This is a genomic window from Kitasatospora sp. HUAS MG31, assembly GCF_040571325.1.
GTDB lineage: Bacteria > Actinomycetota > Actinomycetes > Streptomycetales > Streptomycetaceae > Kitasatospora > Kitasatospora camelliae.
This window is the reverse complement of the sequence record NZ_CP159872.1, coordinates 2,268,129-2,294,698: the sequence shown is the minus strand read 5'-3', so window position 1 is coordinate 2,294,698 and position 26,570 is coordinate 2,268,129. Positions and strand designations below refer to the sequence as shown.

Below are 26,570 nucleotides of genomic sequence, written 5' to 3'. Positions count from 1 at the left end.
TCAGACGCCTGCGGGGTCCACCGAGGTGCCCAGCGCGAGTTCGACCAGGTCGGCGATGTCCATGCCGTCGATCTCGGCCGCGCGGGCCTCCTCGGCGGCGGCCTGCTCGGCCGCGGCGAGCTCCTCGGGGGCGGCCTCGGGCAGCAGCAGGGCGCAGAGCCGCTGGGCCAGGGCGGCGGCGGTCGGGTAGTCGAAGATCACGGTCGCGGGGAGGCGCAGGCCACTGGCCTGGTACAGCCGGTTGCGCAGCTCGACCGCGGTCACCGAGTCGAACCCGAGCTTGCTGAACGGCAGTTCGGGGTCGACGGCCTCGGCGGAGGCGTGTCCGAGCACCCCGGCGACCTGGGCGCGGACCAGGTCGAGCGCGGCCCGGCGGCGGTCGGCCTCGCCGAGTGCGGCGAGCTGCTGAGCCAGCTCGGCGCCGTCGCCGGCGGACCGGCTCCGGGCGGCCCGGCGGCCGGACGGGCGGACCAGGCCGCGCAGCAGGTGCGGGACGGGGGACTGCCGGCGGAGCACCGCCAGGTCCAGCGCGGCCGGCACCACCAGGGCGGCGGGGACGGCGAGGGCCGCGTCCAGCAGGGCGAGGCCGTCCAGCTCGGTGAGGGCGACCATGCCGCCCTGGCGCATCCGCTCCAGCTCGGCCTCGTCGAGGTGGCCGGTCATGCCCGAGGGCTGCGCCCACAGGCCCCAGGCCAGCGACTGCGCGGGCCGTCCGGCGGCCCGGCGGTGGGCCGCCAGGGAGTCCAGGTAGGCGTTGGCGGCGGCGTAGTTGCCCTGGCCGGGGCTGGTGAAGGTGGCCGCGGCCGAGGAGAACAGGACGAAGGCCGCCAGGTCCGCGTCGGCGGTGAGCTCGTGCAGGTGGGCGGCGGCGTCGAGCTTGGGCCGCAGCACCCGGGTCAGTGCCTCGGGGGTGAGGGTCTCGATCACCGCGTCGTCCAGGACGCCGGCCGCGTGCAGCACGCCGGTGAGCGGGTGTGCGGCCGGGATGCCGGCCAGCAGGTCGGCGAGGGCGGCGCGGTCGGCGGTGTCGCAGGCGGCGACGGTCACCGTGGCGCCGAGGGCGGCGAGTTCGGTGGTGAGCGCGCTGGCGCCGGGGGCGTCGGGGCCGCTGCGGCTGGTGAGCAGCAGGTGCCGTACGCCGTGCTCGGTGACGAGGTGGCGGGCCACCAGGGCGCCCAGGGTGCCGGTGCCGCCGGTGATCAGGACGGTGCCGTCCGGGTCCAGCGGGCGGGCGGCGCCGGACGGGACGGCCCGGGCCAGCCGCGGTGCCAGCAGCGCGCCGTCGCGGACGGCCAGCAGCGGCTCCCCGAAGGCCAGGGCGGCCGGCAGGGCGGCCGCGGAGGCGGCCTCGTCCAGGTCGACCAGGACGATACGGCCGGGGTTCTCGGCCTGGGCGGAGCGGAGCAGGCCCCACGCCGGGGCGTGCGCCAGGCCGGGCACGGTGTCGCCGGGGGCGGCGGCGACCGCGCCCTCGGTCAGGACCGCGAGCCGGGTCCCGCCGTACCGCTCCTCGGTGAGGAACTCCTGGAGCAGGGAGAGCAGTTCGGCGGCGGCCCGGTGGATCTCCGCGGGCGATCCGGTGCCGGCCGACGGCGCGGCCAGCAGCAGGACCTCGGGGGCGGTGGACGCGGCGGCGAGGGTGTCCAGGCGGTCGAGCCGGATCCCGGGCACCGCCGGGACGGCGCCGAGCGCCGCCCAGACCCCGCCCGGGGCGTCCCCGGCCGCCGGCACCCCGGCCCAGTCGACCTGGAACAGCGCGTCCCGCTGCCCGCCGCGGGCGGCCCGCAGCTGCTCGGCGGAGATGGCCCGGACGGCCAGCGACTCCACCGAGGCGACCGGCGCGCCGGTCTCGTCGTACAGCGCCAGCGTCACGGCGCCCGGGCCCGCGGGGGAGACGCGGACCCGCAGCGCCGTGGCGCCGGCCGCGTGCAGCCGGACCCCGTTCCAGGCGAACGGCAGTCCGGTGCCCTCCACCGCGTCCTGCCGGCGGGCCAGGCCCATGCCGTGCAGCGCGGCGTCCATCAGCGCGGGGTGCAGCCCGAACCGGGCCGCGTCGGCGTGCGCCTGCCGGGGCAGCCGCACCTCGGTGCAGACCTCCTCGCCGAGCCGCCAGGCCCGGGCGAGGCCCTGGAACACCGGGCCGTAGCCGTACCCGGCCTCCGCCAGGCGGGGGTAGAAGCCGTCCAGCGACAGCTCCTCGGCACCCGCCGGGGGCCAACTGCCCACCGGGGCGGGCGGCTCGGCCCCGTCCGCGGCGAGCAGGCCGCCGGCGTGCCGGGTCCACGGCTCGTCCTGCGGGGCGTCCTGGGGACGCCCGTACACGGCCACCGGGCGCAGGCCCGCGCCGTCGGCGGCGCCGACCGCCACCTGCAGGGCGATGCCGCCGCGCTCGGGGAGGACCAGCGGGACCTCGATGGTGAGGTCCTCGACCAGGCCGTACCCGACCTCGTCGCCGGCCCGGACGGCCAGTTCCACGAAGGCGGTGCCGGGCACCAGCACGGTGCCGGAGACCGCGTGGTCGGCCAGCCAGGGGTGGGTGCGCAGCGACAGCAGGCCGGTGAGCACCGTGCCGTCGCCCTCGGCCAGCGGCAGGGCCGCGCCCAGCAGCGGGTGCCCGGTGGCGCCGAGACCGGCGGCGGCCACGTCCCCGGCGCCCGAGGAGGGCTCCAGCCAGTACCGCTCGTGCTGGAACGGGTAGGTGGGCAGGTCGACGGTCCGGCCGCCGGCCAGCCGGGCGGAGAAGTCCACCGGGACGCCGCGGACGGCCAGTTCGCCGGCCGAGGCGAGGAACCGGGCCAGGCCGCCCTCCTCGCGGCGGAGCGTGCCGGTCAGCACGGTCGGGGCGGTGGAATCGTCCAGGATCTCCTGCAGCCCGAGGGTGAGCACCGGGTGGGCGCTGACCTCGACCAGGGCCGTGTACCCCTCGGCGAGCAGAGTGCGGACGGCGGTCTCCAACTGCACCGGGCGGCGCAGGTTGCGGTACCAGTACCCGGCGTCCAGCTCGGCGGTCTCGACCCAGGCGCTGTCCACGGTGGACCAGAACGGCACCTCCGGGCGGCGCGGCCGGACCCCGGCCAGCACGGTGAGCAGCTCCTCGTGGATCCGCTCCACGTGGGCGGAGTGCGAGGCGTAGTCCACCGGGACGCGGCGGGCGCGCACGCCCTCGGCGTCCAGGGCGGCCTGGAGCTCGTCCAGGGCGTCGGCGTCGCCGGCGACCACGGTGGCGGACGGGCCGTTGACCGCGGCCACCGAGATCCGGCCCTGCCAGGGCGCGAGGTCGATCCGGTCGGCCGGGCGGGCCACCGAGAGCATCCCGCCCAGGCCGGCGATGGCGGTGATGGCCTTCGAGCGGAGGGCGACGACGCGGGCGCCGTCCTGGAGGGAGAGGGCGCCGGCGACGGTGGCGGCGGCGATCTCGCCCTGGGAGTGGCCGATCACGGCGGCGGGTTCGACGCCGTAGGAGCGCCAGAGGGCCGCGAGGGACACCATGACGGCCCAGAGGGCGGGTTGGACGACGTCGACGCGGTCGTAGCCGGGGGCGCCTTCGGTGCCGCGCAGGACGTCGAGGAGGTTCCAGTCGGTGAATTCGGCGAGTGCCTCCGCGCATTCGATGATGCGGGCGGCGAACACCGGCTCGGATTCCATGAGTTCGACGGCCATGCCCACCCACTGCGAGCCCTGTCCGGGGAAGACGAAGGCCACCCGGCCGGTCACGTCCGCCGCGCCGGAGGTGAAGTCGCCCAGGGCGTCGGAGAGTTCGGCGGAGGTTGAGCCGACGGCCAGTGCGCGGTGGGCGAAGGCGGAGCGGGTGGCGGCCAGCGAGTGCGCCAGGTCCACCGGGGAGAGGCCGGGGTCGGCGGCCAGCCGGTCGCGCAGCCGGGCGGCCTGCGCCCGCAGCGCTTCGGGGCTCTTGGCGGAGAACAGCAGCGGCACCGGGCCCAAGGCGGCGGCGGTGGGCTCCTCGGCCGGGGCCCCGTCGGCCACGGCCTCGACGGCGGGGGCCTCCTCGATGATGACGTGGGCGTTGGTGCCGCTGACGCCGAAGGAGGAGACGCCGGCCCGGCGCGGGTGGCCGCTCTCCGGCCACGGCCGGGCCTCGGTGAGCAGGTCCACCGACCCGGCCGTCCAGTCCACGTGCGGGGTGGGCTCGTCCACGTGCAGGGTGCGCGGCAGCAGGCCGTGCTGCATGGCCAGCACCGTCTTGATCACCCCGGCCACGCCGGCGGCGCACTGGGTGTGACCGATGTTGGACTTCACCGAGCCCAGCAGCAGCGGGAGTTCACGGTCCTGGCCGTAGGTGGCCAGCAGTGCCTGGGCCTCGATCGGGTCGCCGAGGGTGGTGCCGGTGCCGTGCGCCTCCACCATGTCCACCTCGGCCGGGGTCAGCCGGGCGTCCGCCAGGGCGCGCCGGATCACCCGCTGCTGCGAGGGGCCGTTGGGGGCGGTCATGCCGTTGCTGGCGCCGTCCTGGTTGCTGGCGCTGCCGCGGATCACCCCGAGCACCCGGTGGCCGCCTCGCTGTGCGTCGGAGAGCCGCTCCAGCAGCACCAGGCCGACGCCCTCGCTCCAGGCGGTGCCGTCCGCTGCGCCCGCGAAGGCCTTGCAGCGGCCGTCCGCCGCCAGCCCCTTCTGCTGGCTGAAGAGCACGAACATGCCCGGGTTGGACATCACCGTCACGCCGCCGGCCAGCGCCATGGTGCACTCGCCCTGGCGCAGCGACTGGGCCGCCCAGTGCAGGGCCACCAGCGAGGAGGAGCAGGCCGTGTCCACCGACACCGCCGGGCCCTCCAGGCCGAAGTTGTAGGCGATCCGGCCTGAGGTGACGCTCGCGGTGGTGCCGGTGCCCAGGTACAGGTCCACGCCGTCGGGGATGTCCGAGGCCGTGCCGTACAGCTGTGAGGTGGTGCCGACGAACACGCCGGTCCGGCTGCCGGCCAGCGACAGCGGGTCGATGCCCGCGCGCTCGACGGCCTCCCAGCCGGTCTCCATCAGCAGCCGCTGCTGCGGGTCCATCGCCAGCGCCTCGTTCGGGCTGATCCCGAAGAAGCCGGCGTCGAAGCCGGCCGCGCCGTCCAGGAACCCGCCGTGGCGGGTGTAGCTGGTGCCCGCGCTGCCCGGGTCCGGGTCGTACACGCCGTCCAGGTCCCAGCCGCGGTCGGTCGGGAACTCGGAGATCGCGTCGGTCTCCTCGACCAGGAGCCGCCACAGGTCCTCCGGGCTGTTCACCCCGCCGGGGAAGCGGCACGCCATGCCGATGATCGCGATCGGCTCGTGGCGCTCGTCCTCGAGGTCCTTGAGCCGCCGGTGGGCCTTCCGGGTGTCGGCCACCGCCCGCTTGAGGTACTCGCGAAGCTGGTCTTCGTTGGCCATCTCGGTTCACTTCCTGCTACGGAGGGTGGCTGCTGGGGTCCGGTCGGGTCCGCGCCGGGGCGGTCCGGGCGTGCCGGGGGGAGCCGCCGGGCCGCGCCTCGGCGGAGGCGGGGCCCGGCCCGGCGGCCGGGGAGCTGGTGTCGGTGAGGCGAACTAGTCGAGCGAGTCGACGAGGGCGAACAGCTCGTCGTCCGAGGCGGCGTCGAGGTCGCTGTCGTCGCCCGCCAGGCGGGCGTCGGTGCCGGCCGGGCCGTCCAGCCGGTCGAGCAGGGACCGCAGACGCGGGCTCAGGCCCTCCAGCCGGTGGCCGTCGGCCAGTCGCCGCTCCAGGGCCGCCTCCAGGCGGTCCAGTTCGGCGAGGCCCGGCTCGCCCTGCGGCGCGCCCTCCCGGGGCAGCTGCCCGTCGAGGAACTCGGCCAGCGTCGCCGGGGTCGGGTAGTCGAACACCAGGGTGGCGGGCAGCCGCAGCCCGGTGGCCGCGTGCAGCCGGCTGCGCAGCTCCACGGCGGTCAGCGAGTCGAAGCCGATCTCCTTGAACGCCCGGCCGGCCTGCACCGACTCGGCCGAGGCGTGGCCGAGCACGTCGGCGACCTGTGCGCGGACCAGGTCGAGCAGGGCCCGGGTCCGCGCCTCGCCGGTCAGCGCGGCGATCCGCTGGGCGAGGTCCTGCCCGCCGCCGGACTCGGCGGCCCGCCGGCCCGGGGCGCGGACCAGGCCGCGCAGCATCGCCGGGACCTCCTTGCCGCGGAAGACCCCCGGGTTGAGCCGGACCGCGACGGCCACGGCGTCGGTGCCGCCCAGGACGGCGTCGAACAGCTCCAGGCCCTGGTCCTGCTGCAGCGGGCTCAGCCCGCCGCGGGCCATCCGGCCGAGGTCGGCGCGGCTGAGCCGGCCGGCCATGCCGCCCAGCTCCGGGTCGTCCGGCTGCCACGGGCCCCAGGCGATCGCGGTACCGGGCAGCCCGGCCGCCCGGCGGCTGCGGGCCAGCGCGTCCAGGAAGGTGTTGGCGGCGGCGTACCCGGCCTGGCCGGCCGCCCCGAACACGCCGGCGACCGAGGAGAACAGGACGAAGGCGTCCAGGTCCAGGCCCGCCGTCAGCTCGTGCAGGTGGACCGCGCCGTCCACCTTGGGCCGCAGCACGGTGGCGATCCGCTCGGGGGTGAGCGAGTCGATCACGCCGTCGTCCAGGACGCCGGCGGTGTGCACCACCGCGGTCACCGCGTGCTCGGCGAGCAGCGCCGCCAGGGCCTCGCGGTCGGCCGCGTCGCAGGCGGCCAGGGTGGTCTCGGCGCCCAGCGCGGCGAGTTCGGCGAGGAGTTCGGCGGAGCCGGGGGCGTCGGCGCCGCTGCGGCTGGTGAGCAGCAGCCGGCGGACGCCGTGCGCGGTGACCAGGTGCCGGGCGACCAGCCGGCCGAGCGCGCCGGTGGCGCCGGTGACCAGCACCGTGCCGTCCTCGCGCAGCACCGGGGCGGCGGCCTCCGTGGCGGCCCGGGCCAGGCGCGGTGCGTAGGCCGCGCCCTGCCGCAGGACCAGCTGCGGCTCCCCGGTGGCCAGGGCGGCCGGCAGCGCCGCGACGGAGTCCTCGGCGCCGTCCAGGTCGAGCAGGACGAACCGGCCCGGGTGCTCGGCCTGCGCCGAGCGGACCAGTCCCCACAGCGGGGCGTGCACCAGGTCATCGGCCTCGGTGCCGGCCGCGCCGCGGGTGACGAACACCAGCCGGGAGCCGGCGAACCGCTGGTCGGCGAGCCAGTCCTGGAGCAGGGCCAGGGCCCGGCCGGTGGCCGAGTGCACCTGCCCGGCGAGCGGGCCCTCGGCGGCGTCCAGCCAGGGCACCAGCACGGTGTCCGGGACGTCCTGGTCGAAGGCGGCCAGGTGCGGGCGGCCCGGCAGTCCGAAGGCCGCCTCGCCCAGCACCGTCCAGCCGGTCGTGGCGGGCGCGCCCGGCAGCTCCAGCTCCGCCAGGTCCATCCGGAAGAGTGCGTCCCGGCCGGCCGAGCCGGCGCCGCTGATCGCCTCCGGGGAGACCGGGCGCATCACCAGCGAGCCCACCGAGGCGACCGGTGCGCCGGTGGCGTCGGCGAGCGCGAACGCCACCCCGCCCTCGGCGGCCGGCGACAGCCGGGCCCGGACCGACGCCGCACCGGAGGCGTACAGCTCGACGCCGGTCCAGGCGAACGGCAGCCGGCCGTGCGGGGCCTCGTCGGTGGAGATCCGCTCCAGCAGGGTGGAGGCGGCCATCGCCTGGAGCACCGCGTCGAACATGCCCGGGTGGAGGTGGAAGGCGGCGGCCGCGGCACGGCCCTCCTCGGGCAGCGCGACCTCGGCGAACACCTCGTCCCCGCGCCGCCACAGCGCCCTCAGCCCGGCGAACAGCGGCCCGTACGCGAAGCCGGTGTCGGTGGCCCGCCGGTAGAAGCCGGTCAGGTCGACCTCCTCGGCGCCGGCCGGCGGCCAGGCCCGGAGGTCGAACTCCGCCGCGCCCGCGCCGGTGCCCAGCACCGCGTCGGCGTGGTGGGTCCACTCGCCCTCGGGGGCGTCCTCGGGCCGCGAGTGCACGGTCAGCGGGCGCCGTCCGGCCGCGTCGGCCTGGCCGACCCGCAGCTGGAGCAGCACGCTGCCGGTGCGCGGCAGCACCAGCGGCGCCAGGTGGGTGATCTCCTCCACCCGGTCGCAGCCCACCTGCGCGGCCGCGTGCAGGGCCAGTTCGGCGTACGCGACGCCGGGCACCACGCTGCGGCCCATCACGCTGTGCTCGGCGATCCACGGGTGGGTCCGCTCGGAGAGCGAGCCGGTGAACAGGAAGCCGGTGCCGTCGGCGAGTTCGGCCATCGCCCCGAGCATCGGGTGCTCCGGCGAGCCGAGGCCGGCGCCGGCCAGGTCGGCCGGGCCGCCCGCGTCCTGCAGCCAGTACCGCTCGCGCTGGAAGGCGTAGGTGGGCAGGTCGGCGCGGCGGGCGCCGGGCAGCAGCCGGGAGAAGTCCACCGGGGCGCCGCGCAGGGCCAGCGCGGCCAGTGCCTCCACCAGCGACTGCTCCTCGGGCCGGTCCCGGCGCTGGGTGGCGACCAGCGCGAACTCCTCGCCGGGCAGGCTCTCCCGGCCGGCCGCGGTGAGCACCGCGTCCGGGCCGATCTCCAGGAAGGCGGTGGCCCCCCGGTCGGCCAGGCTCAGCAGCGTGTCGTGGAAGCGGACGGCGTCACGGACGTGCCACACCCAGTGGTCGGGGTCGGTGACCTCGCCCGCCATCGGGATCCGCGGCTCCTGGTAGGTCAGCGACCAGGCGATCTCCCGGAAGTCCGCCAGCATCGGGTCCATCAGCGGCGAGTGGAAGGCGTGGCTGACCCGCAGCCGCTTGGTGCGGCGGCCGCGCGCGGCGAGGGTGTCGGCGATCGCCAGCACCTCCTGCTCGTCCCCGGCGATCACCACCGACTCGGGGCCGTTGACCGCGGCCACCGAGACCCGCTCGGTGAGCAGCGGCAGCACCTCCTCCTCGGTGGTCCGGACGGCCACCATCGCGCCACCGGACGGGAGCCGCTGCATCAGCCGGCCGCGGGCGGCCACCAGTCGGGCGGCGTCGGGCAGGTCGAGCACCCCGGCCACGTGGGCCGCGGCCAGCTCGCCCACCGAGTGCCCGGCGACGAGGTCCGGGACCAGGCCGAAGGACTCCACCAGCCGGTACAGCGCCACCTCGACCGCGAACAGCGCGGGCTGGGTCCAGCCGGTCCGGTCCAGCAGCTCGGCCTCCTGGAACACCACCTCGCGCAGCGGGCGCTCCAGGTGCGGGTCCAGCTCGGCGCAGACCGCGTCGAAGGCGGCCGCGAACTCCGGGTACGCGTCGTAGAGTTCGCGTCCCATGCCGGGCCGCTGGGCGCCCTGTCCGGTGAACAGGAAGGCGGTCTTGCCACCCGCCGGGGCGCCGCGCAGGCCGCGGCCGGCGGCCAGCGACTCCAGGCCGGCCAGCAGGCCCTCGCGGTCGCGGGCGACCACGGCGCCGCGGCGGGGCAGGGCGGCCCGGCCGGTGGCCAGCGCGTGGGCGACGTCCGGCAGGACGGCCTCCGGGCGCTCGGCGAGGAAGGCGGCGAGCCGCTCGGCCTGGGCCGCCAGGGCCCGGTCGGTCCGGGCGGAGAGCAGGAACGGCAGGGCGCCGTGGCCGGTCGGGCCGGCCGGTTCGGGCTGCGCCTCGGGAGCCTGCTCGACGATGACGTGGGCGTTGGTGCCGCTGATGCCGAAGGAGGAGATGCCGGCCCGGCGCGGGTGGCCGGTGGCCGGCCATGCCCGCTGCTCGGTGAGGAGTTCGACGGCGCCGGCCGTCCAGTCCACGTGCGGGGTGGGCTGGTCGACGTGCAGGGTGCGCGGCAGCAGGCCGTGCTGCATGGCGAGCACCATTTTGATGATGCCGCCGACGCCAGCCGCCGCCTGGGCGTGGCCGATGTTGGACTTCAGGGAGCCCAGCAGCAGGGGGAGTTCACGCTCCTGCCCGTAGGTGGCGAGCAGCGCGTTGGCCTCGATCGGGTCGCCGAGCCGGGTGCCGGTGCCGTGTGCCTCGACGGCGTCCACCTCGGCGTGGGCCAGGCCCGCGGTGGCCAGGGCCTCGCGGATCACCCGTTCCTGGGCCGGGCCGTTGGGGGCGGTGAGGCCGTTGGAGGCGCCGTCCTGGTTGACGGCAGTCCCGCGGACCAGTGCGAGCACCGGGTGCCCGTGGCGGCGGGCGTCCGAGAGCCGCTCCACCAGCAGCACGCCCACGCCCTCGGCGAAGCCCGTACCGTCCGCGGCGGCGGCGAAGGCCTTGCACCGGCCGTCCGCCGACATGCCGCCCTGCCGGTCGAACTCGGCGAACAGGCCCGGCGTGGACATCACGGCCACACCGCCGGCCAGCGCCAGGTCGCACTCGCCGCGCCGCAGCGCCGCCACCGCCAGGTGGAGGGCCACCAGCGAGGAGGAGCAGGCGGTGTCCACGGTGATCGCCGGGCCCTCCAGGCCGAAGGTGTACGCCACCCGGCCGGAGATCACGCTGGCCGCGCTGCCGTTGCCCAGGTAGCCCTCGACCTCGCCGGGGACGCTGCGCAGCCGCGAGGCGTAGTCCTGCCCGCTGGTGCCGGTGAACACGCCGACCCGGGTGCCGTGCACCGAGGTCGGGTCGATCCCGGCCCGCTCGAAGGTCTCCCAGCTGGTCTCCAGCAGCAGCCGCTGCTGCGGGTCCATGGCGAGCGCCTCGCGCGGGCTGATCCCGAAGAACTCCGGGTCGAACTCGGCCGCGTCGTGCAGGAACCCGCCCTGCCCGCCGGCCTCCCAGCCGCGGTCGGCCGGGAACTCGGTCAGCGCGTCCGTGCCCTCCAGCACCAGCCGCCACAGGTCCTCGGGCGAGGCCACCCCGCCCGGGTAGCGGCAGCCCATGGCGACGATCGCCACCGCGTCCTGGTCGGCGGCCACCGCCGGGACGGCGGTCCGGACGGCCACCGGCGCGTCGTCGCCCAGCAGTTGGGCGCGCAGGTAGCGGGAGAGCGCGGTCGGGTTGGGGTGGTCGAAGACCAGGGTGGCGGGCAGCCGCAGGCCGGTCGCGGTGTTCAGCCGGTTCCGCAGCTCCACCGCGGTCAGCGAGTCGAAGCCGAGGTCCTTGAAGGCACGGCCGGCGTCGATCGCCTGGGCCGAGCCGTGCCCGAGCACCGCGGCGGCGTGGCCGCGGACCAGGTCCAGCAGCAGCTCCTGGCGGTCCGCCTCGGCCAGCGCGGCCAGCCGCTGGGTGAGCGCCGAGGCGCCCGTGCCGGAGGCGGCCTCCACCCGGCGCCGGGCCGGGGCCCGCAGCAGGCCGCGCAGCAGCGCCGGTACGGTGCCCCGGCCGCGCTGGGCGGCGAGGTTCAGGTCGGCGGGCAGCAGCAGCGGCTCGTCCACCCGGGCGGCCGCGTCGTACAGGGCCATGCCCAGCTCGGAGCCGAGCGGGGTCATCCCGCCCTTGCTCATCCGCTCCACGTCCCGGGCGTCCAGGTGCCCGGTCATGCTGCTGCGCTGCTCCCACAGGCCCCAGGCCAGCGAGGAGCCGGCCAGGCCGTGGGCGCGGCGGTGGGCGGCGAGGGCGTCCAGCACGGTGTTGGCGGCCGCGTAGCCGCCCTGGCCGGCGCCGCCGAGCACACCGGCGGCGGAGGAGAACAGCACGAAGAAGGCCAGCCGGTGACCGGCCGTCAGCCGGTGGAGGTGGAGCGCGCCGTCGACCTTGGGGCGCAGCACGGCGTCGATCCGCTCCGGGGTGAGCGAGCTGATCACGCCGTCGTCCAGGACGCCCGCGGTGTGCACCACGCCGGTGAGCGGGTGCGCGGACGGGATGCCGGCCAGCAGCGCGGCGAGCGCGTCCTGGTCGGCGGTGTCGCAGGCGGCGACGGTCACCTCGGCGCCCAGGGCGGCGAGTTCGGCGGTGAGCTCGGTGGCGCCGGGGGCGTCGGGGCCGCTGCGGCTGGTGAGCAGCAGGTGGCGGGCGCCGTGCTGGGTGACCAGGTGGCGGGCGAGCAGGGTGCCGAGGGTGCCGGTGCCGCCGGTGATCAGGACGGTGCCGTCCGGGTCGAGCGCGGGTGGCACGGTGAGCACCACCTTGCCGATGTGCCGGGCCTGGCTGACGTACCGGAAGGCGTCGACCGCGCGGCGGACGTCGAAGGCGGTGATCGGCAGCGGGCGGAGCACCCCGGCCTCGAACAGGGCGACCAGCTCGGCGAGCATCTCGCCGATCCGCTCCGGACCGGCCTCGAACAGCTCGAAGGCGCGGTAGGCGACGCCGGGGTGCCGGGCGGCGACCTCCTCGGCGTCCCGGATGTCGGTCTTGCCCATCTCCACGAACCGGCCGCCGCGGGGCAGCAGGTCGAGGGAGATGTCGACGAACTCCCGGGCCAGCGCGTTGAGCACCACGTCCACGCCGCGGCCCTGGGTGGCGGCCAGGAACTCACCCCCGAAGTCCAGGGTGCGGGAGCCGGCCAGGTGGGCGTCGTCCAGGCCGAGCGGGCGCAGCGCGTCCCACTTGCCGGCGCTCGCGGTGCCGTACACCTCGGCGCCGAGGTGGCGGGCGAGCTGGACGGCGGCCATGCCGACGCCGCCAGCGGCGGCGTGCACCAGCACGGACTCGCCGGGGTTCAGCCGGGCCAGGTCGACCAGGGCGTAGTAGGCGGTGAGGAAGACGATCGGGGTGGAGGCGGCCTCGGTGAAGTCCCAGCCCTCCGGCATCCGGACCAGCAGCCGGTGGTCGGTGACCGCGTGGGTGCCGAAGGAGCCGGCGAACATGCCCATCACCCGGTCACCGGGGGCGAGCGCGGTGACGTCGGGGGCGACCTCCAGGACCACGCCGGCGCCCTCGTTGCCGAGCAGCCCGGCCTGACCGGGGTACATGCCGAGCGCGTTGAGCACGTCGCGGAAGTTGAGGCCGGCCGCGTGCAGGGCGACCCGGACGTGGCCGGGGGCGAGCGGCTCCAGGGTGTCGGGGCAGGCGGCCAGGGTGAGGTGGTCCAGGGTGCCGCGGCCGGTGGTGTCCAGCCGCCACGGGGTGCCGGCGGGCGGCAGCAGGGCGCCGGTGGTGGCCGCGCGGGCCAGCCGGGCGGCGAGCACCGTGCCGTCGCGCAGGGCGAGTTGGGGCTCGCCGGTGGCGAGCGCGGCGGGCAGGGCGGCGGTGGAGGCCGCGGTGCCGTCCAGGTCGACCAGGACGATCCGGTCCGGGTTCTCGGACTGCGCCGACCGGGCCAGGCCCCAGATCGCGGCGGCGGCCAGGTCGGTGACGTCCTCGCCGGGGCGGGCGGCGACCGCGCCGGTGGTGGCGAGCACCAGGCGGGCGTGCGCGAAGCGGTCCTCGGCCAGCCAGGTCTGGAGCAGCTCCAGGGTGCGGCGGGTGGTGGCCCGGACCTGCTCGGCCGGGTCGGAGCCGGCGGGTGCGCCGCCTTCCGCGCCGATCCGCACCAGCACCGCGCCCGGTACCTCGGCGGGCAGCGCGGCCAGGTCCTCGGCCGGGTAGGGCTCGACGGTCTCGGCGGGCTGCGGGACGGCGGTCCAGTCGAGCCGGAACAGCGCGTCCAGGGTGGTGTCCCGGACGGCCGGGCCGCCGGCGGCCAGCGGGCGGAGCACGAAGGAGTCGGCGGCGGCCACCGGGGCGCCCGAGGCGTCCGCGGCGAGCAGCGCGACACTGTCCGGGCCGGTCCGGGTGAGCCGCACCCGCAGCTCGGCGGCGCCGGCCGCGTACAGGGTCACCCCGCTCCAGGCGAACGGCAGTTGGCCGAGGCCCTGGCCGCTGTCGGCGGCGCAGCCGAGGGCGTGCAGGGCGGCGTCCAGCAGGGCCGGGTGGAGGCCGTAGCGCTCGGCCTGGGCGTGCTGGCCCTCGGGCAGGGCGACCTCGGCGTAGATGTCCTCGCCGTCCAGCCAGGCGGCGCGCAGGCCGCGGAAGGCCGGGCCGTAGCCGAGCCCGCCCTCGGCGAGGCGGGCGTAGTAGCCGTCCAGGTCGACGGGGGTGGCGCCGGCCGGCGGCCAGGCGGTCAGGCCCTCGGGGGCCGCGGTGGTGGCGGGGGCCAGCCAGCCGCCGGCGTGCCGGTCCCAGGGCGCGTCCTGGTCGGCGTCCTCGCGGCGGGAGTGGACGGTGACCTCGCGGCGGCCGCTCTCGTCGGCCGGGCAGACCCGCAGCTGGACGGCGACGCCGCCGCTCTCCGGGAGGACCAGCGGGCTCTGCAGGGTGAGGTCCTCGACCCGCTCGCAGCCGGCCAGGTCGCCGGCGTGGATCAGCAGGTCCAGGAAGGCGGTGCCGGGCAGCAGGACCGAGCCGAGCACGGCGTGGTCGGCCAGCCAGGGGTGGGTGCGCAGCGAGAGCCGGCCGGTGAGCAGCAGCCCCTCGCTGTCGGCGAGGGTGAGCGAGGCGCCGAGCAGCGGGTGGTCGCTGCCGCCGAGGCCCAGGTCGGCGGCGTCCCCGACGGCGGTGGCGGTGGTGTCCAGCCAGTAGCGGTCGCGCTGGAAGGGGTAGGTGGGCAGGTCGGTGCGGCGGGCGCCGGGGAAGGCGGTGGCCAGGTCGACCTCGCGGCCGCGGACGTACAGCCCGGCGAGGGCCGCGCGGACCTGGTCCTCACCGCCGTGGTGGCGGCGCAGGGTGCCGACGGCGACCGCGGTGGCCCCGGCCGCGTCCAGGGTGTCCTGGACGGCGGAGGCGAGCACCGGGTGCGGGCTGGTCTCGACGAAGAACGCGTGCCCGTCGGCGGCCAGCGCCCGGACGGACTCCTCCAGCCGGACGGTCTGCCGCAGGTTGCGGTACCAGTACTCGGCGCCCATCCGCCCGGTGTCCAGCCAGCCGCCGTCCACGGTGGAGTAGAACGGGACCTCGGCCGCCCGGGGGCTGACGGGGGCGAGCAGGGTGAGCAGTTCCTCGCGGATCCGCTCCACGTGGGCGGAGTGCGAGGCGTAGTCCACCGGGACGCGGCGGGCGTGCACCCCGGCCGCGTCCAGGGCGGCCTGCAGCTCGTCGAGGGCGTCGGCGTCGCCGGCGACCACGGTGGCGGACGGGCCGTTGACGGCGGCGACCGAGATCCGGCCCGGCCAGGGCGCGAGGTCGATCCGTTCGGCGGGCAGCGCGACGAACAGCATGCCGCCGAGGCCCGCGATGGCGGTGATGGCCTTCGAGCGCAGGGCGACCACCCGGGCGCCGTCCCGGACGGAGAGGGCGCCGGCGGCGGTGGCGGCGGCGATCTCGCCCTGGGAGTGGCCGATCACCGCGTCCGGGTGGATCCCGCGGGAGCGCCACAGCGCGGCGAGGGACACCATGACGGCCCACAGGGCGGGCTGGACGACGTCGACCCGGTCGTAGCCGGGTGCGCCCTCGGTGCCGCGCAGCACCGCGAGCAGGTCCCAGTCGGTGAACTCGGCCAGCGCCTCGGCGCACTCGGTGATGCGGGCGGCGAACACCGGTTCGGTGTCGAGGAGTTCGACGGCCATGCCGGCCCACTGGGCGCCCTGGCCGGGGAAGACGAACACGGTCTTGCCGCTCACGTCGGCGGTGCCGGTGACCACGTTCGCCGGGGCCTCGCCGGCCGCGAACGCGGTGAGGGCGTCGGCCAGTTCGGCGGTGTCCGCGGCCAGCGCGACGGCGCGGCGGGAGAAGGCGGAGCGGGCGGTGGCCAGCGTCAGGCCGAGGTCGGCCGGGTCGGGGGCGGCGGTCTTCAGGTGCGCGGCGAGCCGGGTGGCCTGCGCGGCCAGGGCCTGCTCGGTCTTGGCGGAGAAGGGGAAGGGCAGCACCCCGGGAGTGGCGGCCGGCTGCTCCGGGCGAGCCTCGGCGGCGTCCGGGGTGGTGGTGGCGTCGGGGGCCTGCTCCAGGATGACGTGGGCGTTGGTGCCGCTGACGCCGAAGGAGGAGACGCCGGCCCGGCGCGGGTGGTCGGTCTGCGGCCAGTCGCGGGCCTCGGTGAGGAGTTCGACGGCCCCGGCCGTCCAGTCCACGTGCGAGGAGGGCGCGTCCACGTGCAGGGTGGGCGGCAGCACGCCGTGCTGCATCGCCAGGACCATCTTCATCACGCCGGCCACGCCGGCGGCGGCCTGGGTGTGGCCGATGTTGGACTTGATCGAGCCGAGCAGCACCGGCTGCTCGCGGTCCTGCCCGTAGGTGGCGAGGAGGGCCTGGGCCTCGATCGGGTCGCCGAGGCGGGTGCCGGTGCCGTGCGCCTCGACGGCGTCGACGTCGGTGGTGGAGAGGCGGGCGTTCTCCAGCGCCTGGAGGATGACCCGCTGCTGGGAGGGCCCGTTGGGGGCGGTCAGGCCGCTGGAGGCGCCGTCCTGGTTGACGGCGCTGCCGCGGATCACCGCCAGCACCGGGTGGCCGTTGCGCTGGGCGTCGGAGAGCCGCTCCAGCAGGAGCACGCCGACGCCCTCGCCCCAGCCGGTGCCGTCCGCGGCCTCGGCGAACGCCTTGCAGCGCCCGTCCTCGGCCAGGCCCCGCTGCTTGGAGAATTCCACGAAGGACAGCGGGGTGGACATCACCGTGACACCGCCCGCCAGGGCGAGCGAGCACTCGCCCTGGCGGAGCGCCTGGACGCCCAGGTGGAGGGCGACCAGGGAGGCGGAGCAGGCGGTGTCCACGGTGACCGCCGGGCCCTCCAGCCCGAAGGTGTACGAGATGCGGCCGGAGACCACGCTGGCGCTGATGCCGGTGGCGAGGTAGCCCTCGGCCGCCTCCGGTGCCCTGGTCACCAGCGCCGCGTAGTCCTGCCCGTTGGTGCCGGCGAAGACGCCGGTCCGGCTGCCCCGCAGCGACTGCGGGTCGATGCCGGCCCGCTCCATCGCCTCCCAGCAGGTCTCCAGCAGGAGCCGCTGCTGCGGGTCCATCACCAGCGCCTCGCGCGGGCTGATCCCGAAGAACCCCGCGTCGAACTGCGGTGCCCCGTGCAGGAATCCGCCCTGGCTGACGTAGCTGGCGCCGGTGCCGTCGGCGTCGCCGCCGAGCAGCCGGTCGGTGTCCCAGCCGCGGTCGGCGGGAAACGCGCCGATGGCGTCGCGGCCCTCGGCGAGCAGCCGCCAGAGCTCCTCGGGTGTGCTCACGTCGCCGGGGAAGCGGCAGCTCATCGCCACGATCGCGATCGGCTCGTGGTCCGCGGCCTCCAGCTCGCGGACCCGCTGGCGCGTCCTCCGGAGGTCTGCGGTCACCTTCTTGAGGTAATCGACGACCTTGTCATCCGTCCGCATTGCACACCTTCCACCAGGGCAGCGAGTTCGCTCAGAGGCCGAATTCCGCATCTATGAGGGAGAGCACCTCGTCGACCGATGCGGATTGCAGTTCGAGGTCTGCCTCGACAGTGGCAGTCGCACCGGGGGCCGGGACACCCCTGACCGACACCCCTGCACCCCTGAAGTCACGCCACTTGGAGAGCAGGGTCTCCAGCCTCGCGGTGACCCGGCGGCCGGCCTCCTCGTCCAGCCCGGAGTCGCCGAGCGCGGCCTCCAGCGCGTCCAGGCCGGCGAACAGCTCCGCCCCCGCCTCGGCCGCCACGGGGGCCAGCCGGCCCGCCAGCAGGCGCGCCAGGGCGAGCGGCGTCGGGTGGTCGAACAGCAGCGTGGAGGGCAGGGTGAGGCCGGTGGCCCCGCCCAGCCGGTTGCGCAGCTCCACCGCGGTCAATGAGTCGAACCCCAGCTCCAGGAAGCCCTTCTGGGGTTCCACCGCCGCCGTGCCGCTGTGCCCGAGCACCTCCGCGGTGAGGCCGCGGACCAGGTCCAGCAGGATCCGCTCCCGCTCGGCCCCGGAGGCGTCCGCCAGCCGTGCCGTCAGCGCCCCGGCGTCGCCGCCGTCCGGCTGCTCGGCCCGGTCCCGGTCGGCCGCGAGCGCGCGGACGGCCGGCAGCTCGGCCAGCAGCGGACTGGGCCGGGCCGCGGTGAACCCCGGGGCGAACCTGGACCAGTCCACGTCCACCACGGCCACCGCCGCCTCGCCCTGCCCCAGCGCGGCGTCCAGCGCCGCGAGACCGGAGGACGGCGCCAGCGGGGTGACCCCGGTGCGGCGGGCCCGCTCCAGCACGTCCCCGCCGGCGGCCATGCCGCCCTCGTCCCACGGACCCCAGGCCACCGCGACGGCCGGCAGGCCGAGTGCGGCCCGCTGCTCCGCCAGGGCGTCCAGGTACGCGTTGGCGGCCGCGTAGTTGGCCTGCCCCGGCGCACCGAGGGTGCCGCTGAACGAGGAGAACAGCACGAAGGCCGCGAGCTCCGCGCCGGCGGTCAGCTCGTGCAGGTGCCGCGCCGCCACCGTCTTGGCCCGCAGCACGGCGGCCAGCCGCTCGGGGGTCAGCGCGTCGATCACCCCGTCGTCCAGGACACCCGCGGCGTGCACCACCGCGGTCAGCGGGTGCTCGGACGGGATGCCCGCGAGCAGCGCGGCCAGGGCCTCGCGGTCCGCGGTGTCGCAGGCCGCGACGGTCACCTCGGCGCCCAGGGCGGTGAGTTCGGCGGCCAGCTCGGCCGCGCCGGGGGCGTCGGGCCCGCGGCGGCCGGTGAGCAGCAGGTGCCGGACGCCGTGCCCGGCCACCAGGTGCCGGGCCAGCCGGGCGCCCAGCGCGCCCGTCCCGCCGGTGATCAGCACCGTGCCCTCGGCCGTCCAGCCGCTCCCGCGTCCGGAGCCGCGCCGGGTGGCCGGTGCGGGCAGCAGCCGTCGCCCGTACACGCCGTCCGGGCGCACCGCGACCTGGTCCTCGCCGAGCCCGCCGGCCAGCACCGCGGCCAGCCGGTCGGCCGCCGGGCCGTCCACCGTCTCCGGCAGGTCCAGCAGGCCGCCCCAGCGGTCCGGGTGCTCCAGCGCGGCCACCCGGCCCAGGCCCCAGAGCGCGGCCTGCGCGGGCCGGGCGACCTGCCCGTCCAGCGACACCCCGCCCCGGGTGGCGCACCACAGCGGTGCGCTCCGGCCGAGGTCGCCGAGTGCCTGCAGCAGTGCCACCGCGCCGGCCGCCACGGCCTGCTCGGAGGCGTCCGCGGCCAGCGCCAGCAGCGACAGCACCCCGTCCGGGTCGCCGCCGTCCAGCGCGGGCCGCAGCAGCCCGGCCAGCGCCTGACGGTCGAACCGCTCCGGCGTCACGGTCACCCGCAGCACCTCGGCACCGGCCGCCTCCAGCGCCGCCAGAGCGCCCTCGGCCGCGGCCGGCAGCTCCCCGGCCGGGAGTACGGCCAGCCAGCTGCCGGGCAGCACCGAGCCGGCCGTCTCGTCCAGCCGCTGCCAGCCCGACCGGTACCGCCAGGAGTCGAGCCGCGCGCCGTCCCTGCGGGTGCGCCGCCAGGAGGCCAGCGCGGGCAGCACCCCGCCCAGCGACCGCTGCTCCTCCTCGGCCAGGTGCAGCCGCTCGCCGAGCGCGTCCAGGTCCTGGCGCTCCACGGCCTCCCAGAAGGCGCCGTCCACCGGGTCACCGGCCGCCTCGGGGCCGTCCAGCCAGAACCGCTCGCGCTGGAAGGCGTACGTGGGCAGGTCCACCCGGCCGGTGACCGCTGCGAAGTAGCCCGACCAGTCGACCGGGACGCCCAGGGTGTGCAGCGCGGCCACCGCGCGGACCACGGCCGGGGCTTCCGGCCGGTCCCGGCGCAGCGCCGGCAGCAGGGTGAATCCGGCGTCGGAGGGGGTGTCGGCCAGGCAGTCCCGGCCCATCGCGGTGAGCACGCCGTCCGGGCCCAGTTCCAGGAACCGGGTCACCCCGTCGGCGGCCAGCCGCCGGAACACCTCGTGGAACCGGACCGCGTCCCGGATCTGGGTGACCCAGTACTCGGCCGTGCGCAGCTCCTCGGCGGTTACTGCGCGCCCGGTGCCGGAGACCACCGGCACGGCCGGCTCGCGGTACTCCACCGCCTCGGCGACCGCGCGGAACTCCGCCAGCATCGGCTCCATCAGCGGGGAGTGGAAGGCGTGGCTGACCCGCAGCCGCTTGGTGCGGTGGCCGGCGGCGGCCAGCCGCTCGGCGGCCTCCAGCACGGCCTGCTCCTCGCCGGCCAGGACCACGGCGCGCGGCCCGTTGACGGCGGCGACGCAGACCCGCTCGGTGAGCAGCGCGAGCACCTCCTCCTCGGCCGCCTCGACCGCCACCATGGCGCCCCCGGAGGGGAGTCGCTGCATCAGCCGGCCGCGGGCGGCGACCAGGCGGGCGGCGTCGGACAGCGACAGCACCCCGGCGGCGTGCGCGGCGGCCAGCTCGCCGACCGAGTGCCCGGCCACGAAGTCCGGGCGCAGGCCCCAGGACTCGACCAGGCGGTAGAGCGCCACCTCGACGGCGAACAGGGCGGGCTGGGTCCAGCCGGTCCGGTCCAGTTCCTCGCCGCCCTGCGCGATCACCTCGCGCAGCGGCCGCTCCAGGTGCCGGTCCAGCTCGGCGCAGACCTCCTCGAAGGCGGCGGCGAACACCGGGAAGGTGATGGCGAGTTCCTCGCCCATGCCGATCCGCTGGGCGCCCTGCCCGGTGAACAGGAACGCCGTCCGGCCGGAGGACGTCCGGCCGCGCACCAGCTCGGCACAGGACTCGCCGGCCGCCAGCGCCGCGAGCCCGGCCAGCAGCCCGCTGCGGTCGGCGGCCGTCACGGCCGCCCGGTGGGTGAACTGCGAACGGGACAGCGCCAGTTCACGGCCGACCGCGGGCAGCTCGACGTCCTCGGCCCGCTCCAGGAGGCCGTGCAGTGCGGCGGCCTGGGCGCGCAGGGCCTGCTCGCCGCGCGCCGACACCAGCAGCGGCAGCACGGCGGGGGCCGCGTCGGGCTCGGCGGCCTCGGCGTCGGGTGCGGCGGTCCCGGCGGCGGGTTCGGGAGTGGGGGCCTGCTCCAGGATGACGTGGGCGTTGGTGCCGCTGACGCCGAAGGAGGAGACGCCGGCCCGGCGCGGACGGCCGGTGGCCGGCCAGTCCCGGGCCTCGGTGAGCAGCTCCACGGCGCCCGCCGTCCAGTCCACGTGCGAGGAGGGCGCGTCCACGTGCAGGGTGCGCGGGACGGACCCGTGCCGCATCGCCTCCACCATCTTGATCACGCCGCCGACCCCGGCCGCCGCCTGGGTGTGCCCGATGTTGGACTTCAACGATCCAAGCAGCAAAGGGAGTTCGCGATCCCGACCGTAGGTGGCGAGCAGCGCCTGCGCCTCGATCGGGTCGCCGAGGCGGGTACCGGTGCCGTGCGCCTCCACCACGTCCACCTCGGCCGGGGAGAGCCCGGAGGCGGCCAGCGCCTGCCGGATCACCCGCTCCTGCGAGGGCCCGTTGGGCGCGGTCAGGCCGTTCGAGGCACCGTCCTGGTTCACGGCGCTGCCGCGGACCACCGCCAGCACCGGGTGGCCGTGGCGCTCGGCGTCCGAGAGCCGCTCCAGCAGCAGCACGCCGACGCCCTCACCCCAGCCGGTGCCGTCCGCCGCCTCCGCGAACGCCTTGCAGCGCCCGTCCGGCGCCAGCCCGCGCTGCCGGCTGAACTCGATGAAAGCGCCCGGCGTGGACATCACCGCCACACCGCCGGCCAGCGCCAGCGAGCACTCGCCGCGCTGCAGCGCCACGGCCGCCAGGTGCAGCGCCACCAGCGAGGAGGAGCAGGCCGTGTCCACCGACACCGCCGGACCCTCCAGCCCCAGCGTGTACGCCACCCGGCCGGAGGCCACGCTCGCCGAACTGCCGTTGCCCAGGTAGCCCTCCACCTCCTCGGGCACCGTGCTGAACCGGGCCGCGTAGTCGTGGTACGAGATGCCGGTGAACACGCCCGTCCGGCTGCCCCGCACCGACAGCGGGTCGATCCCGGCCCGCTCGATCGCCTCCCAGCTGGTCTCCAGCAGCATCCGCTGCTGCGGGTCCATGGCGAGCGCCTCGCGTGGGTTGATCCCGAAGAACCCGGCGTCGAACTCGGCCGCCCGGTACAGGAATCCGCCCTCGGAGGCGTAGCAGGTGCCGGCCTCGGCGGGGTCGTCGCTGAACAGCGCCGAGGTGTCCCAGCCGCGGTCGGTCGGGAAGCCGCCGACGGCGTCCCGGCCCTCCGCGACCAGCCGCCACAGCTCCTGCGGGCTGTCCACCCCGCCGGGGTAGCGGCAGGCCATCCCGACGATCGCGATCGGCTCCTCGGTGAGCTGCGGCGCCGCCGCCTGAGCCGTGGACGACCCGTCCTCGCCGAGCAGTTCGCCCAGCAGCCGGGCGGCCACCGCCTCCGGCGTCGGGTGGTCGAACAGCAGGGTGCTGGGCAGCCGGACCCCGGTCGACCGGCCGAGCCGGTCCCGCAGCTCCACCGCGGTCAGCGAGTCGAAGCCCTGTTCCTGGAACGGCCGGGCCACGTCGATCCCGTCCGCGGAGGCGTGCCCCAGCACCTCGGCGGCCAGCGAGCGGACCAGCTCCACCAGGGTGCGCGACCGCTCCCCGACCGGCAGGCCGGCCAGCCGCGCGCGCAGCCCCGAGGACGCGTCCTCCCCGGCCCCCTCGGCCTGCTCCTCGGCGGCGGACAGCGCCCGCACCTCGGCCAGGTCACCCAGCAGCGGGCTCGGCCGGACGGCCGTGAACCCCGGCTGGAACCGCGACCAGTCCACCTCGGCGACGGTCACCGCCGCGTCGTCCAGATCCAGCGCCTGCTGCAGCGCGGCCACCGCCAGGTCCGGTGCCAGCGCACCGAGCCCCATCCGGCGCAGCGGCTCCTCCTGCCCGGCCGACATGCCCTCCCCGGCCCACGGACCCCAGGCCACCGAGGTGGCCGTCAGCCCGCGCGCCCGGCGCTCCTCGGCCAGCGCGTCCAGCCGGGCGTTGGCGGCACCGTACGCGGCCTGCCCGCCGCCGCCCCACACCGCGGAGACCGAGGACAGCAGCACGAAGGCGTCCAGCTCCTGCCCGTCGAGCAACTCGTCCAGGTGCACCGCACCGGCCACCTTGGCACCCGACACGGCGGCCAGCGCCGCCGCGTCCAGCTCCCGCAGCGGACCCATCGCGCCCGAACCCGCCGCGTGCACCACGGCGTTCAGCGGACCGACCTCGGCCAGCAGCCGCACCAGCGCGGCCCGGTCCGCCACGTCGCAGGCGGCCACCGTGACCCGGGCCCCCAGCTCCGCCAGCTCGGCCTCCAGCTCCGCCACCCCGGCGGCCCCGGAACCCCGGCGGCTGGTCAGCACCAGGTGCTCGGCGCCGTTCCCGGCAAGCCAGCGGGCGATCCGGCCGCCCAGCGCACCCGTACCGCCGGTCACCAGCACCGTGCCGCGCGGACGCCAGGTACGGCGCCCCGCCCCGCCGGCCGCCCGCACCAGCCGGCGCGCGGACAGGCCCCCGGCGCGCACCGCGACCTGGTCCTCGCCCAGCCCGCCGGCCAGCACCGCGGCCAGCCGGTCACCCGCCGGGCCGTCCACCGTCTCCGGCAGGTCCAGCAGACCGCCCCAGCGCACCGGGTACTCCAGCGCGGCCACCCGGCCCAGGCCCCACAGCTGCGCCTGCGCCGCACTGACCCGCTCGCCCTCCGCGGCCGCCACCGCGCCCCGGGTCGCGCACCACAGCCGCGCGTCCAGGCCGGCGTCGTCCAGGGCGTGCAGCAACAGCAGGGTGTCGGTCAGCGCGACCGGCACACCCGGCGCCCCCTCGCGCTCGTCCAGGGCCAGCAGCGACAGCACCCCGGCCGGGCGGCGCTCACCGAGCAGCTCCCGGACCCGGGCGGCCAGCCCGGCACGGTCCTCGCCCTCGACCGCGGCCAGGGTGAGCACCTCGGCGCCGTGCGACCGCAGCGCGGCCACCGCACCCCCGGTCTCCTCCTCGCCCCAGCCCGCCGGCAGCACGGCCAGCCAGCAGCCGGCCAGCACCGGCCCGGCGGCCGGGCCGGCGGTCAGCGGCCGCCACTCCACCCGGTACCGCCAGGAGTCCAGCAGCGACCGCTCCCGGCGCTCCCGCCGCCAGGAGGACAACGCGGGCAGCAGCTCGCCCAGCGACCCCCGGGCGGTCTCGTCCACCCGCAGGGCCGCGGCCAGCGCCTCCCCGTCCTGCTGCTCCACCGCCGCCCAGAAGGACGCCTCCGCCGGATCGGCCGCGACGGCCTCCACCGGCTCCGGGTCCAGCCAGAACCGGCGGCGCTGGAAGGGGTAGGTGGGCAGGTCGACCCGCCGGGCGCCGGACCCGGCGAAGTACGCCGGCCAGTCGACCGCCACCCCCCGCCCGTGCAGCGCGGCCACGGCCGCCACGGCGGACCGGGCCTCCTCGCGGTCGCGGCGCAGCACCGGGACGAAAGCCCGGCCGGAGCCCTCCGCGGCGTCCAGGCACTCCTGCCCCATCGCGGTGAGCACCGCGTCCGGGCCCAGCTCCAGGAAGGTGGTCACGCCCTTGTCGGCCAGCGTGGTGACGGCGTCGTGGAAGCGGACGGCCTGGCGGGCGTGGCGGACCCAGTAGCCGGGGTCGGTGAGTTCCTCGGTGGTGGCGAGGCGGCCGGTGAGGGTGGAGACGATCGGGATCCGCGGCTCGGCGTAGCTCAGCGAGGCGGCCACCTCGCGGAACTCGTCGAGCATGGGGTCCATCAGCGGGGAGTGGAAGGCGTGGCTGACCTTGAGCGGCCGGGCCTTCTCGAACTGCGCGGCGATGGCGTGGACTTCGTCCGCGTCGCCGGCGATGACGACCGAGCGGGGGCCGTTGACGGCGGCGATGGAGACCCGGTCGGTGAGCAGCGGCCGGACGGTGTCCTCCCCGGCGCGCAGCGCCACCATGGCGCCGCCGGAGGGGAGGTGCTGCATCAGCCGGGCGCGGGCGGTGACCAGCTTCGCCGCGTCGCCGAGGGAGAGCACCCCGGCCACGTGGAACGCGGCGATCTCACCGATCGAGTGCCCGGCCAGGAACTGCGGCCGCACCCCGAAGGACTCCACCAGCCGGAACAGCGCCACCTCGACCGCGAACAGCGCCGGCTGGGTCCAACCCGTCCGGTCCAACTCCTCGCCGCCCTCCGCGATCACCTCCCGCAACGGCCGCTCCAGGAACCGGTCCAACTCCCCACAGACCTCGTCGAACGCCGACGCGAACACCGGGAAAGCCTCCGCCAATCCCCGACCCATCCCGACCCGCTGCGCCCCCTGCCCGGTGAACAGGAACGCCGTCCGGCCGGACGCGGTCTCCCAGGTCTCGGCGGTCCCCTCGGCCAGGGCCGCCAGGCCGGCCAGCAGCTCGTCCCGGTCGGCGGCCACCACCCCGGCCCGGTGGGTGAACTGGGCCCGGCCGGTGGCCAGCGAGTACGCCAGGCCGGTCAGGTCCGACCCGGGCTCACGCTCCAGCAGCTCCCGCAGCCGGGCGGCCTGCTCGCGCAGCGCCGGGACGGTCTTCGCCGAGATCAGGTGCGGCGTGACCGCCGGGGCCGTGCCGCCCTCCGCGCCCACCTCGCCGGCCGGGGCCTGCTCCACGATCACATGGGCGTTGGTGCCGCTGACGCCGAAGGAGGAGACGCCGGCCCGGCGGGGACGGCCGGTCTCCGGCCACGGACGGGCCTCGGTGAGCAGCTCCACCGAGCCCGCCGCCCAGTCCACCTCGGGCGTCGGCTCGTCCACGTGCAGGGTGCGCGGGACGGTACCCCGGCGCATCGCCTCCACCATCTTGATCACGCCGCCGACCCCGGCCGCCGCCTGGGTGTGCCCGATGTTGGACTTCAACGAGCCCAGCAGCAGCGGCCGTTCACGCTCCTGACCGTAGGTGGCCAGCAGCGCCTGCGCCTCGATCGGGTCGCCGAGGACGGTGCCGGTGCCGTGCGCCTCCACCACGTCCACCTCGGCGGCGCTCAGCCCGGCGTTCTCCAGCGCCTGCCGGATCACCCGCTGCTGGGCCGGCCCGTTGGGTGCGGTGAGCCCGCTGGAGGCGCCGTCCTGGTTGATGCCCGAGCCGCGGATGACCGCCAGCACCTGGTGGCCGTTGCGCTCGGCGTCGGAGAGCCGCTCCAGCAGCAGCATGCCCACGCCCTCGCCCCAGGCCGTGCCGTCCGCCGCCGCGGCGAAGGACTTGCAGCGCCCGTCCGGGGCCAGCCCGCGCTGCCGGCTGAACTCCACGAAACCGGCCGGGGTGGAGAGCACCGTGACACCGCCGGCCAGCGCCAGCGAGCACTCCCCGGACCGCAGCGCCTGGCTCGCCAGGTGCAGGGCCACCAGCGAGGAGGAGCAGGCGGTGTCCACGGTGACGGCCGGCCCCTCCAGACCCAGCGTGTACGCCACCCGGCCGGAGGCCACGCTACCCGCGCTGCCGTTGCCGAGGTACCCCTCCACCTCCTCCGGGACGGAGCTGAACCGGGCCGCGTAGTCGGAGACGGCGATGCCCGCGAACACCCCGACCCGGGTGCCGCGCACCGCGGTCGGGGCGATCCCGGCCCGCTCCAGCGCCTCCCAACTGGTCTCCAGCAGCAGCCGCTGCTGCGGGTCCATCGCCAGGGCCTCGCGCGGGCTGATCCCGAAGAACGCCGGGTCGAACTCGTCGGCGTCGTGCAGGAATCCGCCGTGCCGGACGTAGCTGGTGCCGGCCCGGTCCGGGTCCGGGTCGTAGAGGGCCTCGACGTCCCAGCCGCGGTTGACCGGGAAGCCGGAGATGGCGTCGCCGCCCCGGTCCACCAGCTGCCACAGCTCCTCGGGCGAGGTCACCTCGCCCGGGTAGCGGCAGGCCATGCCGACGATCGCGATCGGCTCACGGCCGGCGTCGGCCAGCTGCCGGTTCTCCCGGCGCAGCCGCTGGATCTCCTTCAGGGAGTCCCTGAGCGCCGCGACGACTTCCTCGGGTGCTGCGTTCATCACATTCTCCGTACACGAGCTC

The 26,570-nt window shown here is 76.9% G+C and carries 3 protein-coding genes; all 3 read right to left on the bottom strand.

Annotated features, from left to right (window positions below; translation table 11 throughout):
- The 3 genes from ABWK59_RS10435 to ABWK59_RS10425 all read right to left on the bottom strand — a co-directional run bounded on the left by ABWK59_RS10435 (position 1) and on the right by ABWK59_RS10425 (position 26,548).
- Positions 1 to 5,370 (bottom strand): type I polyketide synthase, encoded by a 5,370-nt coding sequence (locus ABWK59_RS10435; protein WP_354639867.1) that lies wholly within the window; start codon positions 5,368 to 5,370, stop codon positions 1 to 3.
- 153 nt (positions 5,371 to 5,523) lie between these two features.
- Positions 5,524 to 17,094 (bottom strand): SDR family NAD(P)-dependent oxidoreductase, encoded by an 11,571-nt coding sequence (locus ABWK59_RS10430; protein WP_420492759.1) that lies wholly within the window; start codon positions 17,092 to 17,094, stop codon positions 5,524 to 5,526.
- Positions 17,075 to 26,548 carry a type I polyketide synthase gene (locus tag ABWK59_RS10425; RefSeq protein WP_354639864.1) on the bottom strand — a complete coding sequence of 3,158 codons (9,474 nt, stop codon included), beginning with the start codon at positions 26,546 to 26,548 and terminating at the stop codon, positions 17,075 to 17,077. The genes ABWK59_RS10430 and ABWK59_RS10425 overlap by 20 nt, the downstream gene beginning before the upstream one ends.
- Between the last annotated feature and the right edge of the window lie 22 nt (positions 26,549 to 26,570).

What these genes read in the sequence shown, in the direction of transcription:
- ABWK59_RS10435 (WP_354639867.1), bottom strand. Translation starts at nt 5,370, where the DNA reads ATGGCCAACGAAGACCAGCTTCGCGAGTACCTCAAGCGGGCGGTGGCC.
- ABWK59_RS10425 (WP_354639864.1), bottom strand. Translation starts at nt 26,548, where the DNA reads ATGAACGCAGCACCCGAGGAAGTCGTCGCGGCGCTCAGGGACTCCCTG.
- ABWK59_RS10430 (WP_420492759.1), bottom strand. Translation starts at nt 17,094, where the DNA reads ATGCGGAATTCGGCCTCTGAGCGAACTCGCTGCCCTGGTGGAAGGTGT.